We start from the raw sequence: 13,803 nt of genomic DNA, 5'->3' as shown, positions 1-13,803 counted from the left end.
GTCCCATGGCAAAATCACTCGCTGCAAGTAAAAAACTTATGCAGAATTATTTATCAGAATTGTTGACAGAAGAGCAACAAGAATCTGAAGTGCCAGTTACGCCAGTAAAAGAAAAACTACATCAACCGTTAGAAAAGCTTCTCCAAAAAATTGATATTACTGAACATATTGCTGACCCATCAGATGAACCTATCCATACGGTTAAGAGTACAGTAAGTCATGAAATACCAAAAGTAGCACCGCCATTTGCTAAAGTAAAAATCAAAGAAAAAGTTAATGAGCAACTGATTGTTGATCAGCCACTCAAAACAAGAAAAAGTGCGCAGCCTTTAATTGTTAAGCAAACTAAAAATTATCGTAAAGGCAGTTTTCAAGCGATGTTCTTCAATGTTGCGGGTTTAACTATAGCCGTACCTTTAATTGAGTTAGGTGGAATACATAATGAAGAAAAAACAACAAGTTTGATGGGTAAACCTGAATGGTTTACGGGTGTAATGCTACACCGCGATGAAAAAATAAATGTTGTAAATACAGCTTTATGGGTAATGCCAGAAAAATGTGACGAAACATTGAGAAATTCGTTAAACTATCAATATATTGTCATGCTTGGTAATAGTAATTGGGGATTATCGGCTGAAACCTTAGTAGACACGGTGACGTTAGAGCAAGAAGATGTAAAATGGTTAGATGTACCGAACAAGCGACCTTGGTTAGCGGGGTTAGTCAAAGAACGTATGTGTGTACTGCTTGATGTAGAGTCTTTAATTAACTTACTTGACGCAGGCGCAAATATTAACCAAGATTAATGGCTAGATCTCAAGATAGTATTATACTATGGGCACTAGACGAATAATCAAACAGATTGATTTTCAATAAGATATTTAAGAGGCAGGCTGTATGGCTGATGATAGACGTAATACAAATGAAAACGTAGACAACGATAAAGTGTTGCAATGGGTAACCTTTAAACTTGATAATGAAACCTACGGTATTAATGTGATGCAAGTGCAAGAAGTTTTACGTTATAGTGAAATTGCACCGGTGCCTGGAGCGCCTACATATGTATTAGGTATCATTAATCTGCGAGGTAATGTTGTTACTGTTATTGATACAAGACAACGCTTTGGTCTTAAACCTGCTGATATTTCTGATAATACACGTATTGTCATTATTGAAGCTGAGAAACAAGTCATTGGTATTCTAGTAGACAGTGTTGCTGAAGTGGTTTATTTAAAGAATTCAGAGATTGATGATGCACCTAATGTAGGTAATGATGACAGTGCACGATTCATTCAGGGTGTTTCAAACAGAGAAGGTGAACTACTCATTTTAGTTGATTTAAATCAGCTACTATCTGACGACGAATGGGATGAGCTTAAACAGTTTTAACCATCTATAAAACTGTTGGATGGGTCTCTAAAAATAAAGCCTGACTAATTCAGGCTTTATTTAGTTGTAATTGTTCAAGAAGACTTTATGTTTATTCTTTCTCCACTTATTATTTTATCTATCTGTTTTGTGCTTTTTATAGTGCTTAGTGTGTTTATTTATCGTCAAAAATCTCATTTTTATCGAATAAATAAGATGCTAAAAACACAAGTTGAAACGCAAAAATTATTTATTAATGAGTTACAATCTGCTCAAAAAACAGTAAAAAAGCAGTTTGTTGATATCAAAGATAATCTTAAAAATTATTATTTAGAAAACGAGCAGGTTAGTAAGCAACTCGAACACCGTATAAAAAAACTTCAACAAGAGAGTGCACTACAAAAAAACTTATTAGAACAGCTCCAAAATCAACAACCCCAAGATAAACTTTACTCCCGTGCCTTTAAACTTGTTGAGCTAGGTGCTGACATTGAAGAAGTTGTGCGTGAATGTGATATCCCACTTGCTGAAGCTGAAATGTTAATATCTGTCCACAGAAATAAAACATCGCCTTCTTAAACCAATCATTTTATGGTTTCACCGCGGATAAATAGTTAAAGCTTTTATGTTGCATTGTATTTTTGCGTGGTAAACTGCGACATTATTTTTTACTCAATATCAAGGACGCTAAGTGAAAGTAGCCGCTATATTTTCTTATTGGATCAATAACCCAACAAAAAAAATTGTTATCATTTTACTGGCTTTAGTTATTTCTGCCTGTTCATCAACACCTGCTGAAAATAGTGCTGGTGTTTCAGATCCTAAAGATCCATTAGAATTGATTAACCGACCATTTTGGACTTTTACCTGGGATTATGCAGACAAATATGTGCTTAAACCGACAGCCCAAGCGTATGTTGAATATATGCCAACAGACTTTAGGTCCGGGATACATAATGTTGCCTTAAACCTTAATGAGCCATCAACGGTTATAAATAACCTGCTGCAAGGCAAGTTTAGTGAAGCGGGTAAAAGTACGGGGCGTTTTATCCTTAACTCTACTATCGGCATATTTGGATTTTTTGACCCAGCAAGTGACCTTGATTGGATCCGAGCACAAGAAGAGTTTGGTGAAGTCTTAGGCTCCTACGGTGTAGGAGATGGACCTTATATTGTTATACCGGCTCTTGGGCCAAGCTCAGTTCGTGAAGAAGTGGGTGACTATGTTGATAAATACTACTGGCCGTTAGCTATTATTGATTTTTGGCCAAACTTACTTCGCCAAGCCGTACTCGGGCTTGAACAACGAGCTGCGCTTACTGATCAAGAACAACTTATTAATGAATCTATTGATTCGTACGAATTTGTTAAAAATGCTTATTTTCAAAATATGGAATTTAAGGTTTATGATGGCAACCCACCCATTGTGATCAATGAGGAAAGTGAAGACGAAATTGATGCGTTTTTAGACGAACTTGATGCGATGGCCGATATTGAGTAGACAACATTTACCGGTGTATCTAAATAAAGTGAAGTTTGGCATTGGCTAAGCTTCACTGGTTTGGGTAAAACAGTATTGGGACTGCAATATAAGCATGGATAGAGTTAACGCTAGCAAGGTGGATAAAACGCTAAATAATTAACTTAAGCTAATTTATTATATAGCTTTATTGCATCACTGAGATGCTTACGTGTAAAGAGTAATGATATTGGGCGAAGTAAAATAAAATAAACCCCTAAAACGCCAAACAACGATACCACAAATAATATCCCATCTAACTGTGCCAAAAAGAGAAAGGGAGGCACTAACATAAATAATTTTAAAAGGTTTAAAACAAATTTCTCAGGAGCCGTCAATTTATGTGCCGCCAGGGTTAAAATTTGCTGGCGTTGCTGCAGAGAATAGCTTTCGAGTTCAGGGATTTTGTTTGTTGAAAATATAAAAGCCATGGGTATCGTATATTTAATGAATAATAGCAGCATTCTACAGTATTTTTGCTAATAATTAAGCAAACAAGTACCGAATTGTCTCTGGGTTTGGTAGAATTGCCGCAAATTTTTTGTGAGTGAATTATAAATGAATGTCATTGAAGCTAATTTTGACGCAGCAGGTAAAAAGTTTGCCATTGTTGTTTCTCGTTTTAACAGTTTTGTAGTTGAAAGTTTATTAGAGGGTGCTGTTGATGCACTCAAACGCCACGGTAACGTTGCAGATAACGATATTACGATTGTTCGTGTTCCCGGCGCATATGAATTACCCGTAGCAGCGAAACGTATAGCAAGTAAAGGGCAATTCGATGGTATTATTGCTATTGGCGCTGTTATTCGTGGTGGAACTCCACACTTTGATTTTGTTGCTGGGGAATGTAACAAAGGCTTAGCGCAAGTTTCAATGGAATATACTATTCCTGTTGCCTTTGGTGTTATTACGACCGATACCGTAGAACAAGCGATAGATCGTGCCGGACTTAAAGCAGGTAATAAGGGCGCAGAAGCGGCTTTAAGTGCTTTAGAAATGGTTAATATTTTAGATAAGATATAAGCGGGTACTTTTGTGAAACCATCTCCTAGAAGGAAAGCTCGTGAGTTAGCGGTTCAAGCTATTTACTCATGGCAGCTTAGCCAAAACTCAGTGACTGATATCGAAGTTAATTTCTTAACTGATAACAGTGCACGCCGTTTTGATATTCCATATTTTCAACAATTATTACATGGTGTAACCAAATCAGTTGGTTCTATCGATGAAGCTATTTCTCCCCATGTTGACCGTCCTTTAAACGATGTCGACCCCGTAGAAAAAGCAATATTACGTGTTGCTATTTATGAATTGAAAGACTGTAAAGATGTGCCATACCGAGTCGTTATTAATGAAGCCATCGAATTAGCAAAATCTTTTGCTGCTGACGATAGTCATAAATTCGTCAATGGCGTGCTTGATAAAGCGGTTAAACTCATTCGTCCAGAAGAATAATTTATTCTTTTATTTGAGAAGCAAAGGATTGGCTGTTCTATGAAAGAATTTGAACTTATTCGTCGCTATTTTACTGAACAAGTAGTAAAGCGTAAAGATGTTCATTTAGGTATTGGTGACGATTGTGCATTAGTTACCCCTGGTGAACGCCAGCATATTGCTGTAACAACAGATACATTAGTTGCAGGTGTTCATTTTCCTTTGAATACATCCGCTCGTGCTATTGGTCATAAATCAATCGCCGTTAATTTATCTGATCTTGCCGCTATGGGTGCAGAGCCAAGTTGGGTGTCTTTAGCCTTAACGCTTCCAGAAATTGATGAAAATTGGATGAGTGAATTTTGTAAAGGTGTTTTTGACCTTTGTGAATTTTATAATGTACAACTCATTGGTGGTGATACCACACAAGGGCCGCTGAGTATTACGGTTACAGCCCAAGGACAAATTCCTTTTGAACAGCATATTTCTCGGTCGGGTGCTAAAGCCGGTGAATGGTTATACGTAACCGGTGAAATAGGCGGCGCGGCGCTCGCATTACAACATATTCAAGGTAAAGTGAAAGTAGCGGCTAAATACCAAGATGAAATACAAAAGCGTTTAGATTTCCCAAAAGCGCAGGTCTTAGCAGGGCAAGCATTACGTAAGTACGCGACATCTGCTATCGATTTATCTGATGGATTAATAGCCGACCTCAGTCATATTTGTAAAGCTTCCGGTGTGGGGGCTAATATTGTCCTCGATGCTTTACCTATTCCTTTGGCATTAAGTGAAACGGTCGGTATTAATAATGCTTATAATATCGCTTTAGAAGGTGGTGATGATTACGAGCTATTATTTAGCGTTACTGAAGATAACCGTGTAGGTATGGAAACCGCATTAGCTAATACTGGTCATAAAATTACTTGTATAGGCCAACTGAATGGCTCAGGAAAAATCATCACAACTTTAAATAAAAAAACGATTAATATTAATGTACAGAGTTTTCAACATTTCTCTGACACTCCCTCTAACAAGTAACTTAAGATAGCATTGATGAACAAGTCTACTGAGAATTTTCGTCTAGCAAACCCAATCCATTTCCTTGCTTTAGGTTTTGGTAGTGGTTTATTACCTAAAGCGCCAGGCACTTATGGTACCCTTGCTGCGATCCCTCTGTATTTACTGTTAGCACCGACATCAATGAGTACTTACTTAGCTATTGTTATTATCATGAGTGTTGCAGGTATATATATTTGTGGCAAAGCTGCAAAAGATGCAGGTGTGCACGATCATGGCGCGATTGTTTGGGATGAAATTGTTGGTTTTTTAATTACTATGTTTATGGTGCCTCTGTCATGGCAAAGTATCGTTGTTGGCTTTATCTTGTTTCGAGTTTTTGATATTTTTAAACCTTGGCCTATTTCCTATATCGATAAGAATTTACATGGTGGTTTAGGTATTATGGTAGACGACATTATTGCAGGTTTGGCTGCATTATTTTGTATGCATCTCATTTTTTAACGAACAATATACATTGTTATTTTTCTATCGCTCATTCATTACTTCTACCTACAAATTATATCAAAGCCTTTATTTTAGGTAATATCTTAGACTGTAAACTTTTTGGTGCAACAATTTGTTGACAGCTTAACTGTCAACAAAATAACTCAATGTTATCATTAATTCCAATTGCTGTACTCGCTGGTATAATATCGTAATATTATATCGTTATCTTCTATACTTACTTGTATTTTAAAGCGTATTTTGACGTTTTATCAAGCCAAGCCTTAAATTTCAGGAGTTGTTCAATCAATGTCTACTAAGCACTTATTAAATGAAACCCATAATCCAGCCCTAGCGAGCTGGCTCGTTACTGCTAACAAAGCAGATACCGACTTTCCTATTCAGAACTTACCTTTTGCTGTTTTCAAACGTGCAAATAGCGAAGAGTCATTTCGTGGTGGTGTTGCTATTGGCGATCAAGTTATTGACTTAACGGCTCTGGGTCATGTTAATGTTTTTGATGGCCTTGCCCAAGATGCTGTCAAAGCTTGTAGTGCACCGCAGTTAAATGATTATATGGCGATGGGCAAAGCAACGTGGAGTGCTTTACGCTTAGCGCTTTCAAATGCTTTAAAAGCGGGCTCTGCTTTACAAGAAAAAATAGCGGGCTGTTTAATTGCTCAAGCTGATGTTGAATATGCATTGCCTTGTAATATTGGCGACTACACTGATTTTTATACCTCTATTCATCATGCAACGTCTGTGGGTTTGAAATTTCGTCCAGACAATCCATTATTACCTAACTATAAATGGGTACCTATTGGCTATCATGGTCGTTCATCTTCAATTGACGTTTCAGGTCGTGATTTTAAACGCCCTTGCGGACAAACAAAAGCGCCAACAGCAACTGAACCATCATTTGGGCCTTGTAAACGTCTTGATTACGAATTAGAAGTGGGTATTTTTATAGGAAAAGGTAATGCCCTCGGTGATGCCATTTCTATTGATAATGCTGAAGACCATGTTTTTGGCTTATGTTTATTTAATGATTGGTCTGCTCGCGATATTCAAGGATGGGAATACCAACCTTTAGGGCCATTTTTGTCAAAGAACTTTGCTTCAACGGTATCTCCTTGGATTGTAACAACAGAAGCTCTGGCTCCATATCGTTCATCGTGGACTCGGGTTGAGTCAGATCCTCAACCTATGCCATACCTAGAATCAGAAAAAAACCGTGCAATAGGTTCATTTGATATTCAGTTACAAGCATTGCTTGAAACACAAAACATGCGTGAGAAAAGTGAAGAAGCAGTAGAGATGTCACAATCTAATTTTAAAGACTCTTACTGGACAGTTGCACAAATGGTTGCTCATCATACGGTTAACGGTTGTAATCTTCGTGCCGGCGATATGTTTGGTAGCGGAACACAGTCTGGACCCAATCCAGAAGAAGCCGGTTCAATGTTAGAGCTTTCAAATGCGGGTGCTGACCCTATTACCTTACCTAACGGTGAAAAGCGTACTTTTCTTGAAGATGGCGACAACGTAATAATGAAAGGTTGGTGTAAAAAAGATGGTGCAGCGCGCATCGGTTTTGGCGCAGTATCCGCAGTAATATTACCTGCCAATTAATTTTAAATATTACTATTGAAGGCGCTGACTATTTATAGCCAGCGCCTTTTTATTTATAGGGCTAAATTTCAACATTTTTATCCACTTTATACCCTCAATCTTAATTTGATTCATTTTGTTTCTGCGACATTAAGTCTCTTCCTACCACCTTACTTGTATATAAAAATACGAGTGAAATTCTAGTAAATAAGCGATGGAAGGCTAAAAATAAGCGATGAACTGCGTTGTATATTGTATCCGTTGTAATTTTACTGTTAACTTTTAGTTCTTTAAGTGTGATTTGGCACACTAAAACAATCTTTCTGAAAAGTATTTTTATGTTATTTTAGAATAAGTAATACTTTTTAATTCCATTATGGAATTAATATTTACGAACGATTTCGGACATAATTTTTTGCTTGCTAAGCCTACAGTTACCAGCATATATAGCGTTTATGATTAAAAGTTATTTATGAATAACTAGACTTTATTTCGTAATAACGTCTAGTTTAACGGATAACCTTCATATTCTTTCTCTTGGCAATTTATTACCCTCTTGTAAACACTTTTTGGCTGTTTTATAAAGTAAGGGCTAGACTCTATATTGAACACACAAATTATCTAGCTAAAAATATAATAAGTATAAATATAAAATAAACATAAATCTGGAAGGAAGTAACATGTCTACTAAATTATTTCGTACAGCAACGTTAACGTTAGCCGTAAGTATTGCATTAGGTACCGCCCCCACATATGCAGAAGAAAGCAGTTCAAAAGTCAAAGTAAAAGATGTTGAAAGAATCGCCGTTGTTGGATCTCGTTCTGCTCCTCGTTCTGTTGCTGATTCACCTGTACCTATTGATATTATTGGTGCTGACGATTTAGAAAAGTTGGGTTCAACTGATATGCTCGACCAACTGGTTGGAGCTGTTCCTTCTTTCAACGTACATGCTAACCCTATCAGTGATGCAGCCACATTAGTACGTCCAGTAAATTTACGTGGACTCTCTTCAGACAGTACGCTGGTTCTATTAAATGGTAAACGTCGACATCGTGCTTCCGTAATCGCTTTTCAAGGTGGCGGTATTAATGATGGTGCGCAAGGTCCAGATATTTCTGTTATTCCTAGTATTGCTTTGAAACAAGTTGAAGTTTTACGTGACGGTGCAGCGGCGCAATATGGTTCTGATGCTATTGCAGGTGTGATGAACTTTGTCTTAAAAGATGCTGCCGAAGGTGGTAGCTTTTCTGTTAAGCATGGTGAGTATTACGAAGGTGACGGCGGCACAACAACATACGCAGGTAACGTGGGTATGCCGTTAACTAAAAATGGGTTCGCTAATTTAAGCTTCCAATATAAAAATGCTGATGCCACCAGCCGAAGTAACCAAGTTGCTAATGCAGCTACAATTTCAGCTGCAGGTAATACGTTTATTGCCGAAGAAGCTCAAGTTTGGGGCTCTCCAGAAATTAATGATGATTTATCACTTTTTGGTAATATCGGTCTTGATTTAGATAATGATAAAAAATTCTATATGTTTGGTAACTACTCTGAACGTGATGTACAAGGCGGGTTTTATTGGAGAAATCCACATAATCGCTCCAGCATTTATTCGAATGATAAAGGTAAAACTTTACTTGTAGGTGACTTAGATGGTGTCGATTCAGGTATTACATGTCCTACAATTGCCATTGGTTCAAATGTTTTAAATCAAGCTGATTATCAGTCTATTGCTGATAATAGTACACCTTTAGGTAAAAATTGTTTTGCAGTTAACGAGACATATCCAGGGGGTTACACGCCAAATTTTGGTGGTAATGTGGTCGATACATCACTAACTGTTGGCGTTGAAGGTGAAATTAATGGTGGAATGTTAGACGAAGTTTTCTTTGATATTAGCGGCTCAGTTGGACGAAACAAATCAAGCTTTAGTATTGTAAATACCATTAACTCATCAATGGGACCTGAATCGCCAAAGGACTTTGATTTAGGTAATTATACGCAGCTAGAAAAAACTTTTAATTTAGACTTATCTAAGGGCGTTGATGTCGGCCTTGATAACCCAATGAATGTTGCGGGTGGTCTAGAATGGCGTGAAGAAACCTTTGAAATCGGCGCGGGTGACCAATACTCTTTCCTTGCTGGACCATTAATTGATCAAGGTTTTAATCTAGGCTCTCATGGCTTTCCTGGTTTTCAACCTTCTCAAGCGGGTGTTTTCTCTAGACGCAGCGTTGCTGCATATGTAGATGTAGAGGCATACATTACCGACGATTTCTTAGTGGGGGCAGCATTACGTTATGAAGATTTCTCATCATTTGGCGATACGTTAAATTATAAACTGACGGCTCAGTATGCAATCAATGACGAATTATCAGTACGTGGTTCTGTGAGTACCGGTTTTAGAGCTCCTACGGTTGGTCAGGCTAATGTAAGTAACGTTTCTACAGCACTAGAAGATGGTGAGTTAACAGATTCAGCCTTATTACCACCAACAAGTGAATTTTCAAAATTGTTTGGCGGTAAAGAGTTAGAGCCAGAAGAATCACAAAGTTATGCCTTTGGTGCTGTTTATCAAAATGGCGATTTATTCTTCACAGCTGATTATTACCATATTGAAGTTGATGATCGCATCACACAATCTGATCGCACAAAATTAGATGATGCTGATTATGCTAAATTAGAAGCATTAAATGTAGCTAACCCTCGTTCTGTCGGTACAGTAAGTTTCTTCGCTAACGATTTTGATACAACCACTCAAGGTGTTGATGTCGTTGCAAGCTACGGTATGGAGTTATTTGAAGGAAGTACTAAGTTTAGTTTAGCTTACAACTGGAATGAAACAGATGTTACAAATAGTTCTGCGATTACTGGTGCTTTTAAAGTTAAACGTTTAGAGGAGGGTCTACCAAAACATAGAGGCTCGTTCACTGTCTCTCAAAGCTGGGACGATATAAGCGTATATGTACGTGCTAATTACTTTGGTGAATATCATGCGGTACACGTTGATTACGACCTAGCAGCTCAAGATGCAGACGCTGCAGTAACGGTTGATGCAGAAATGAGTTACTTTATTAATGACTCATTTACAATATCAGTGGGTGCGCAGAACATTCTTGACCAAGATGCTGAGGAATTAGATTTTGAAGAGTCGTCTCGCAGTCATCCTGACGGATTTACACCTAACAGCAACTGGGGCGGTAAGTACTATGAAACGTCTCCATTTGGCTTTAACGGTGGCTTCTACTACGCAAAATTAACGTATAACTTCTAATTGAGTTAGAAATAGCGGTTAGCTTTTAATCGCTTCACTTGTAAAGTCAGCTAATTTTAGCTGACTTTTTTATTACCTCAATAACCTCGATACGTTTCTTATTAATGGCTGCTTTAATATCTACTCCCTTTATACCCTGCTCAATAAACTCTTTTGCTGTTATGGCTAACGCCGCTTGAAAAGCGCTTTTTAAATAGTCTACTTGTGGGTAAGGTTTTTCTTCGTTGTGTAATCTCCCACGAAAATTAGCCGTACATGCGGTCAAAAAATCAGAGAATTCTTCAGGCTTTCGCCATACATCTAAACTATTGAATAATTTAACAATGGTGCTGGCTTTTAAGTCGAATGCTTTATGACAGTGTGAGTGAAACTCACAAACTTTACGGGCTAATATTTTGTGATCTTTAGGCACTTTTAATTGCTCACATATTTTTTCAACCAGTGCTAAACCACACTTTTCATGGCCTTGGTGACGTGGCCAGTTTTCCTTTAAGGTTAATGATTTACCTAAATCATGACAAAGGGCGGCGAAGCGAATAGACGTTTTAGTGGAAAGCTTAACAGCTTGTTGCAGTACCATCATGGTATGTAAGCCTGAACAAATTTCGGGGTGCCACTCATCTGGATCAGGAATACCCCAAAGCGAATTAAGCTCAGGCCATATTTTGGCTAATGCACCACATTCACGTAACACTTGAAAAAAAATTTCAGGATGGCTCTCAGTCAAGCTTCGTTGCATTTCTTGCCAAATGCGTTCGCCTGATAGGCTAGCTAATTCACCACCGTGACTTATTTCAGTCATCAACTGTAACGTTTCCTCAGCAATGGTAAAGCCGTAATGATGATAACGAGCAGTGAACCGGGCGACACGTAACACTCGAAGTGGGTCTTCAATAAAGGCCAATGAAACATGGCGTAATACGCGGTTTTTTAAATCTACTTGACCATTGTATGGGTCGATTATCGTGGCGCTTTCAGCGTTATCATTAAAAGGCATGGCCATTGCATTAATGGTAAGGTCTCGACGGCGTAAATCTTCTTCAAGGGTAACAGCGATACTAGCATCACAAATAAACCCAGTGTAGCCATGACCTTGCTTACGCTCAGTTCTTGCTAAAGCATATTCTTCTTTCGTTGTTGGGTGAAGAAAAACAGGAAAATCTTTACCTACTTGAGTAAAGCCTAATGCTAACATTTGCTCAATGGTTGTTCCTACTACAACATAGTCATGATCATAAATCTTATGTCCTAAAAGTTTGTCGCGAACGGCGCCACCGACTAAATAGCGATTAAGCGCTTCAAGTTTATTGTTGAACATCATTACTCTTTGTTTATTAAGTATTATTTATCTGCGAGAAAGCTTAGCATGTTTTTACAAATTATTTACCTGCTAGTTTTGACTTATGAGAGACTACAAGGTAGTTTCTATGGCAGTTTACTCAATTTAAAAATGACTTAAATCTATTATGTATAAAGGTTACTTTGGCTTAAAAGAAAGCCCTTTTTCAATCGCCCCTAATCCTCGTTTTTTGTTTATGAGTGAACGCCACAAAGAAGCATTGGCACATTTAAGTTATGGTTTGGGTGAAACCGGAGGTTTTGCGTTATTAACGGGCGAGGTTGGCACGGGTAAAACAACGATCAGTCGCCGTTTAATGGAGCAATTGCCAGAAAATACGCAAGCAGCTTTTATACTTAACCCAACATTATCAAGCCAAGAGTTACTTGCCACTGTTTGTGACGAACTAAAAATACGCTATCGAAAAACAGGAGCAACGTTAAAAACACTCACCGATAAAATATATGAAAAATTAAATAAGAATCATCAAGCTAATCTAAATACATTACTGATTATTGATGAAGCACAGCACTTAGCCCCAGAAGTGTTAGAACAGTTACGTTTGTTAACAAATTTAGAAACAGATACAAAAAAATTACTGCAGGTTATTTTGATTGGTCAGCCTGAATTAAAACAGCTATTACAACGTCGCGACTTACGACAATTAGCGCAACGAATTACCGCTCGTTATCATTTGTTACCGTTAACTAAAAGTGAAGTTGGCCAATATATTCAACATCGCTTGTCAGTTGCACAATGTGAACGTATGTTATTTGAACGCGCTGCAGTCGCAGAAATTCATCGTATTTCACAAGGGATCCCTCGCATCATTAATTTGTTATGTGAACGATCACTTACCAATGCTTATTGCAGTAATAATGCCTTAGTCACAAAAAAAATTGTTTTACAATCAGCCCAAGAAGCGTTGGGTGATGAATATGAAGCTAAAAAATGGTGGCAACATCTTGCAGTAAAATCATTAGCAGCAAGTGTTATCTTGGTCTTAATTATTAGTAGCTCTTACTTATTAGGGCAACTTTACGGTAATAATGTCAGTAATCAAACCGCGAGTAATATTTCTAAAAAAACCATTAATCACGTCGATACAGTATCGAATAACCCGGTGAAAATTACCGTTGATAACGAGAATAAAAAATTAACAAACAAAAACAAAGTTAACATTGTTGAAAAGCCATTTTTAGCTGCCAACGCAGGAAAAAATATAGCGGTTGCAATAAAAAATGATGGTGATAAAAAAACCGTATTGGCATCGGACACAGTAAATACCGCGAATACGCGCAAAGGGATAAAAGAAACACCAACTAGTGCTTTACTTGTTGAACCTAGGCTAAGTGAAAATAAGCCAACAGAAAAAGTTAAGCAAAAGCTTTCGGTTAATGCTGCTGACGGCATTTCTGACGCGCTACTGGCACGTTTTAAAAGTGCTATCGATGATACTGAACGGGAGTTAACAATTGAAAATAAGCGCAGTATAACAGTAAAGTCAGAGGTCGATGTTCCTACCTTATCAAATATGCCTGCTTGGGTGCAAAGTGACCTTCCTCCGTTAAGCTTTGAACAGCATATCTATACCAGTGACGGAGAAAGCTGGGTAAAAGTCAATGGCAGAGATCGCTATGAAGGAGACACTATTTCAAATGAATTGGTGTTAAACTATATTTATGCGCAGAAAGTTATTTTAACGTTTAAAGGTGAACAGTTTAGCTTACCTGCACTATCAAGTTGGTAAGCTAATG

The 13,803-nt window shown here is 37.7% G+C and carries 13 protein-coding genes; 11 read left to right on the top strand and 2 right to left on the bottom strand.

Going from position 1 to position 13,803, the window contains the following annotated elements; all coding sequences use genetic code 11:
* The first annotated feature begins 5 nt into the window (after positions 1-5).
* The 4 genes from H4J73_RS13965 (at position 6) to H4J73_RS13950 (ending at position 2,869) form a co-directional block, all read left to right on the top strand.
* Positions 6-806, top strand: coding sequence for a chemotaxis protein CheW (locus H4J73_RS13965; protein ID WP_259366607.1), 801 nt, complete (start codon positions 6-8; stop codon positions 804-806).
* Positions 807-897: 91 nt separating this feature from the next.
* Entirely contained in the window at positions 898-1,389 is a 492-nt protein-coding gene (locus tag H4J73_RS13960) for a chemotaxis protein CheW (RefSeq protein ID WP_182176936.1), read from the top strand.
* Positions 1,390-1,476: 87 nt separating this feature from the next.
* The gene (locus H4J73_RS13955; protein WP_182176935.1) at positions 1,477-1,947 is read left to right on the top strand and encodes a DUF2802 domain-containing protein; all 471 of its coding nucleotides are present in this window, start codon (positions 1,477-1,479) and stop codon (positions 1,945-1,947) included.
* A 112-nt stretch (positions 1,948-2,059) separates the two neighbouring features.
* Positions 2,060-2,869, top strand: coding sequence for a VacJ family lipoprotein (locus H4J73_RS13950; RefSeq protein ID WP_310649653.1), 810 nt, complete (start codon positions 2,060-2,062; stop codon positions 2,867-2,869).
* Between the two features lie 143 nt (positions 2,870-3,012).
* On the opposite strand, the gene H4J73_RS13945 is transcribed toward H4J73_RS13950, so the two are convergent.
* The gene (locus tag H4J73_RS13945; protein WP_182176934.1) at positions 3,013-3,318 is read right to left on the bottom strand and encodes a DUF6170 family protein; all 306 of its coding nucleotides are present in this window, start codon (positions 3,316-3,318) and stop codon (positions 3,013-3,015) included.
* Positions 3,319-3,445: 127 nt separating this feature from the next.
* Here H4J73_RS13945 and ribE point away from each other — a divergent pair, with 127 nt between their 5' ends.
* The 6 genes from ribE (at position 3,446) to H4J73_RS13915 (ending at position 10,707) form a co-directional block, all read left to right on the top strand.
* Positions 3,446-3,910, top strand: coding sequence for a 6,7-dimethyl-8-ribityllumazine synthase (ribE, locus tag H4J73_RS13940; RefSeq protein ID WP_182176933.1), 465 nt, complete (start codon positions 3,446-3,448; stop codon positions 3,908-3,910).
* 12 nt (positions 3,911-3,922) lie between these two features.
* Positions 3,923-4,339: a transcription antitermination factor NusB gene (nusB, locus tag H4J73_RS13935; protein ID WP_182176932.1), complete on the top strand. Its 417-nt coding sequence runs from the start codon at positions 3,923-3,925 to the stop codon at positions 4,337-4,339.
* A gap of 39 nt (positions 4,340-4,378) precedes the next feature.
* The gene (gene thiL, locus H4J73_RS13930; RefSeq protein ID WP_182176931.1) at positions 4,379-5,356 is read left to right on the top strand and encodes a thiamine-phosphate kinase; all 978 of its coding nucleotides are present in this window, start codon (positions 4,379-4,381) and stop codon (positions 5,354-5,356) included.
* A 15-nt stretch (positions 5,357-5,371) separates the two neighbouring features.
* Positions 5,372-5,839: a phosphatidylglycerophosphatase A gene (locus tag H4J73_RS13925; RefSeq protein ID WP_182176930.1), complete on the top strand. Its 468-nt coding sequence runs from the start codon at positions 5,372-5,374 to the stop codon at positions 5,837-5,839.
* A 291-nt stretch (positions 5,840-6,130) separates the two neighbouring features.
* Positions 6,131-7,453: a fumarylacetoacetase gene (fahA, locus tag H4J73_RS13920; RefSeq protein ID WP_182176929.1), complete on the top strand. Its 1,323-nt coding sequence runs from the start codon at positions 6,131-6,133 to the stop codon at positions 7,451-7,453.
* Positions 7,454-8,112: 659 nt separating this feature from the next.
* Positions 8,113-10,707, top strand: coding sequence for a TonB-dependent siderophore receptor (locus tag H4J73_RS13915; RefSeq protein WP_182176928.1), 2,595 nt, complete (start codon positions 8,113-8,115; stop codon positions 10,705-10,707).
* Positions 10,708-10,753: 46 nt separating this feature from the next.
* Here the strand turns inward: H4J73_RS13915 and H4J73_RS13910 are convergent, their stop codons facing one another.
* The gene (locus tag H4J73_RS13910; protein WP_182223647.1) at positions 10,754-12,025 is read right to left on the bottom strand and encodes a multifunctional CCA addition/repair protein; all 1,272 of its coding nucleotides are present in this window, start codon (positions 12,023-12,025) and stop codon (positions 10,754-10,756) included.
* A gap of 148 nt (positions 12,026-12,173) precedes the next feature.
* On the opposite strand from H4J73_RS13910, the gene H4J73_RS13905 reads away from it, so the two are divergent.
* Positions 12,174-13,796: an AAA family ATPase gene (locus tag H4J73_RS13905; RefSeq protein ID WP_182176926.1), complete on the top strand. Its 1,623-nt coding sequence runs from the start codon at positions 12,174-12,176 to the stop codon at positions 13,794-13,796.
* The last annotated feature ends 7 nt before the right edge of the window (positions 13,797-13,803 follow it).

The sequence above is a fragment of the Colwellia sp. MB3u-41 genome, from assembly GCF_014076845.1.
Classification (GTDB): Bacteria; Pseudomonadota; Gammaproteobacteria; order Enterobacterales; family Alteromonadaceae; genus Colwellia_A.
Note: the sequence above shows the minus strand (reverse complement) of the source record. Positions and strands in the feature narration are given on the sequence as shown.

Bases quoted from the DNA above. Each gene is read 5' to 3' on its own strand.
- H4J73_RS13965 (WP_259366607.1), top strand. From the start codon at position 6: ATGGCAAAATCACTCGCTGCAAGTAAAAAACTTATGCAGAATTATTTA.
- H4J73_RS13925 (WP_182176930.1), top strand. From the start codon at position 5,372: ATGAACAAGTCTACTGAGAATTTTCGTCTAGCAAACCCAATCCATTTC.
- H4J73_RS13955 (WP_182176935.1), top strand. From the start codon at position 1,477: ATGTTTATTCTTTCTCCACTTATTATTTTATCTATCTGTTTTGTGCTT.
- fahA (WP_182176929.1), top strand. From the start codon at position 6,131: ATGTCTACTAAGCACTTATTAAATGAAACCCATAATCCAGCCCTAGCG.
- H4J73_RS13910 (WP_182223647.1), bottom strand. From the start codon at position 12,025: ATGTTCAACAATAAACTTGAAGCGCTTAATCGCTATTTAGTCGGTGGC.
- H4J73_RS13905 (WP_182176926.1), top strand. From the start codon at position 12,174: ATGTATAAAGGTTACTTTGGCTTAAAAGAAAGCCCTTTTTCAATCGCC.
- thiL (WP_182176931.1), top strand. From the start codon at position 4,379: ATGAAAGAATTTGAACTTATTCGTCGCTATTTTACTGAACAAGTAGTA.
- H4J73_RS13960 (WP_182176936.1), top strand. From the start codon at position 898: ATGGCTGATGATAGACGTAATACAAATGAAAACGTAGACAACGATAAA.
- H4J73_RS13915 (WP_182176928.1), top strand. From the start codon at position 8,113: ATGTCTACTAAATTATTTCGTACAGCAACGTTAACGTTAGCCGTAAGT.
- ribE (WP_182176933.1), top strand. From the start codon at position 3,446: ATGAATGTCATTGAAGCTAATTTTGACGCAGCAGGTAAAAAGTTTGCC.
- H4J73_RS13945 (WP_182176934.1), bottom strand. From the start codon at position 3,318: ATGGCTTTTATATTTTCAACAAACAAAATCCCTGAACTCGAAAGCTAT.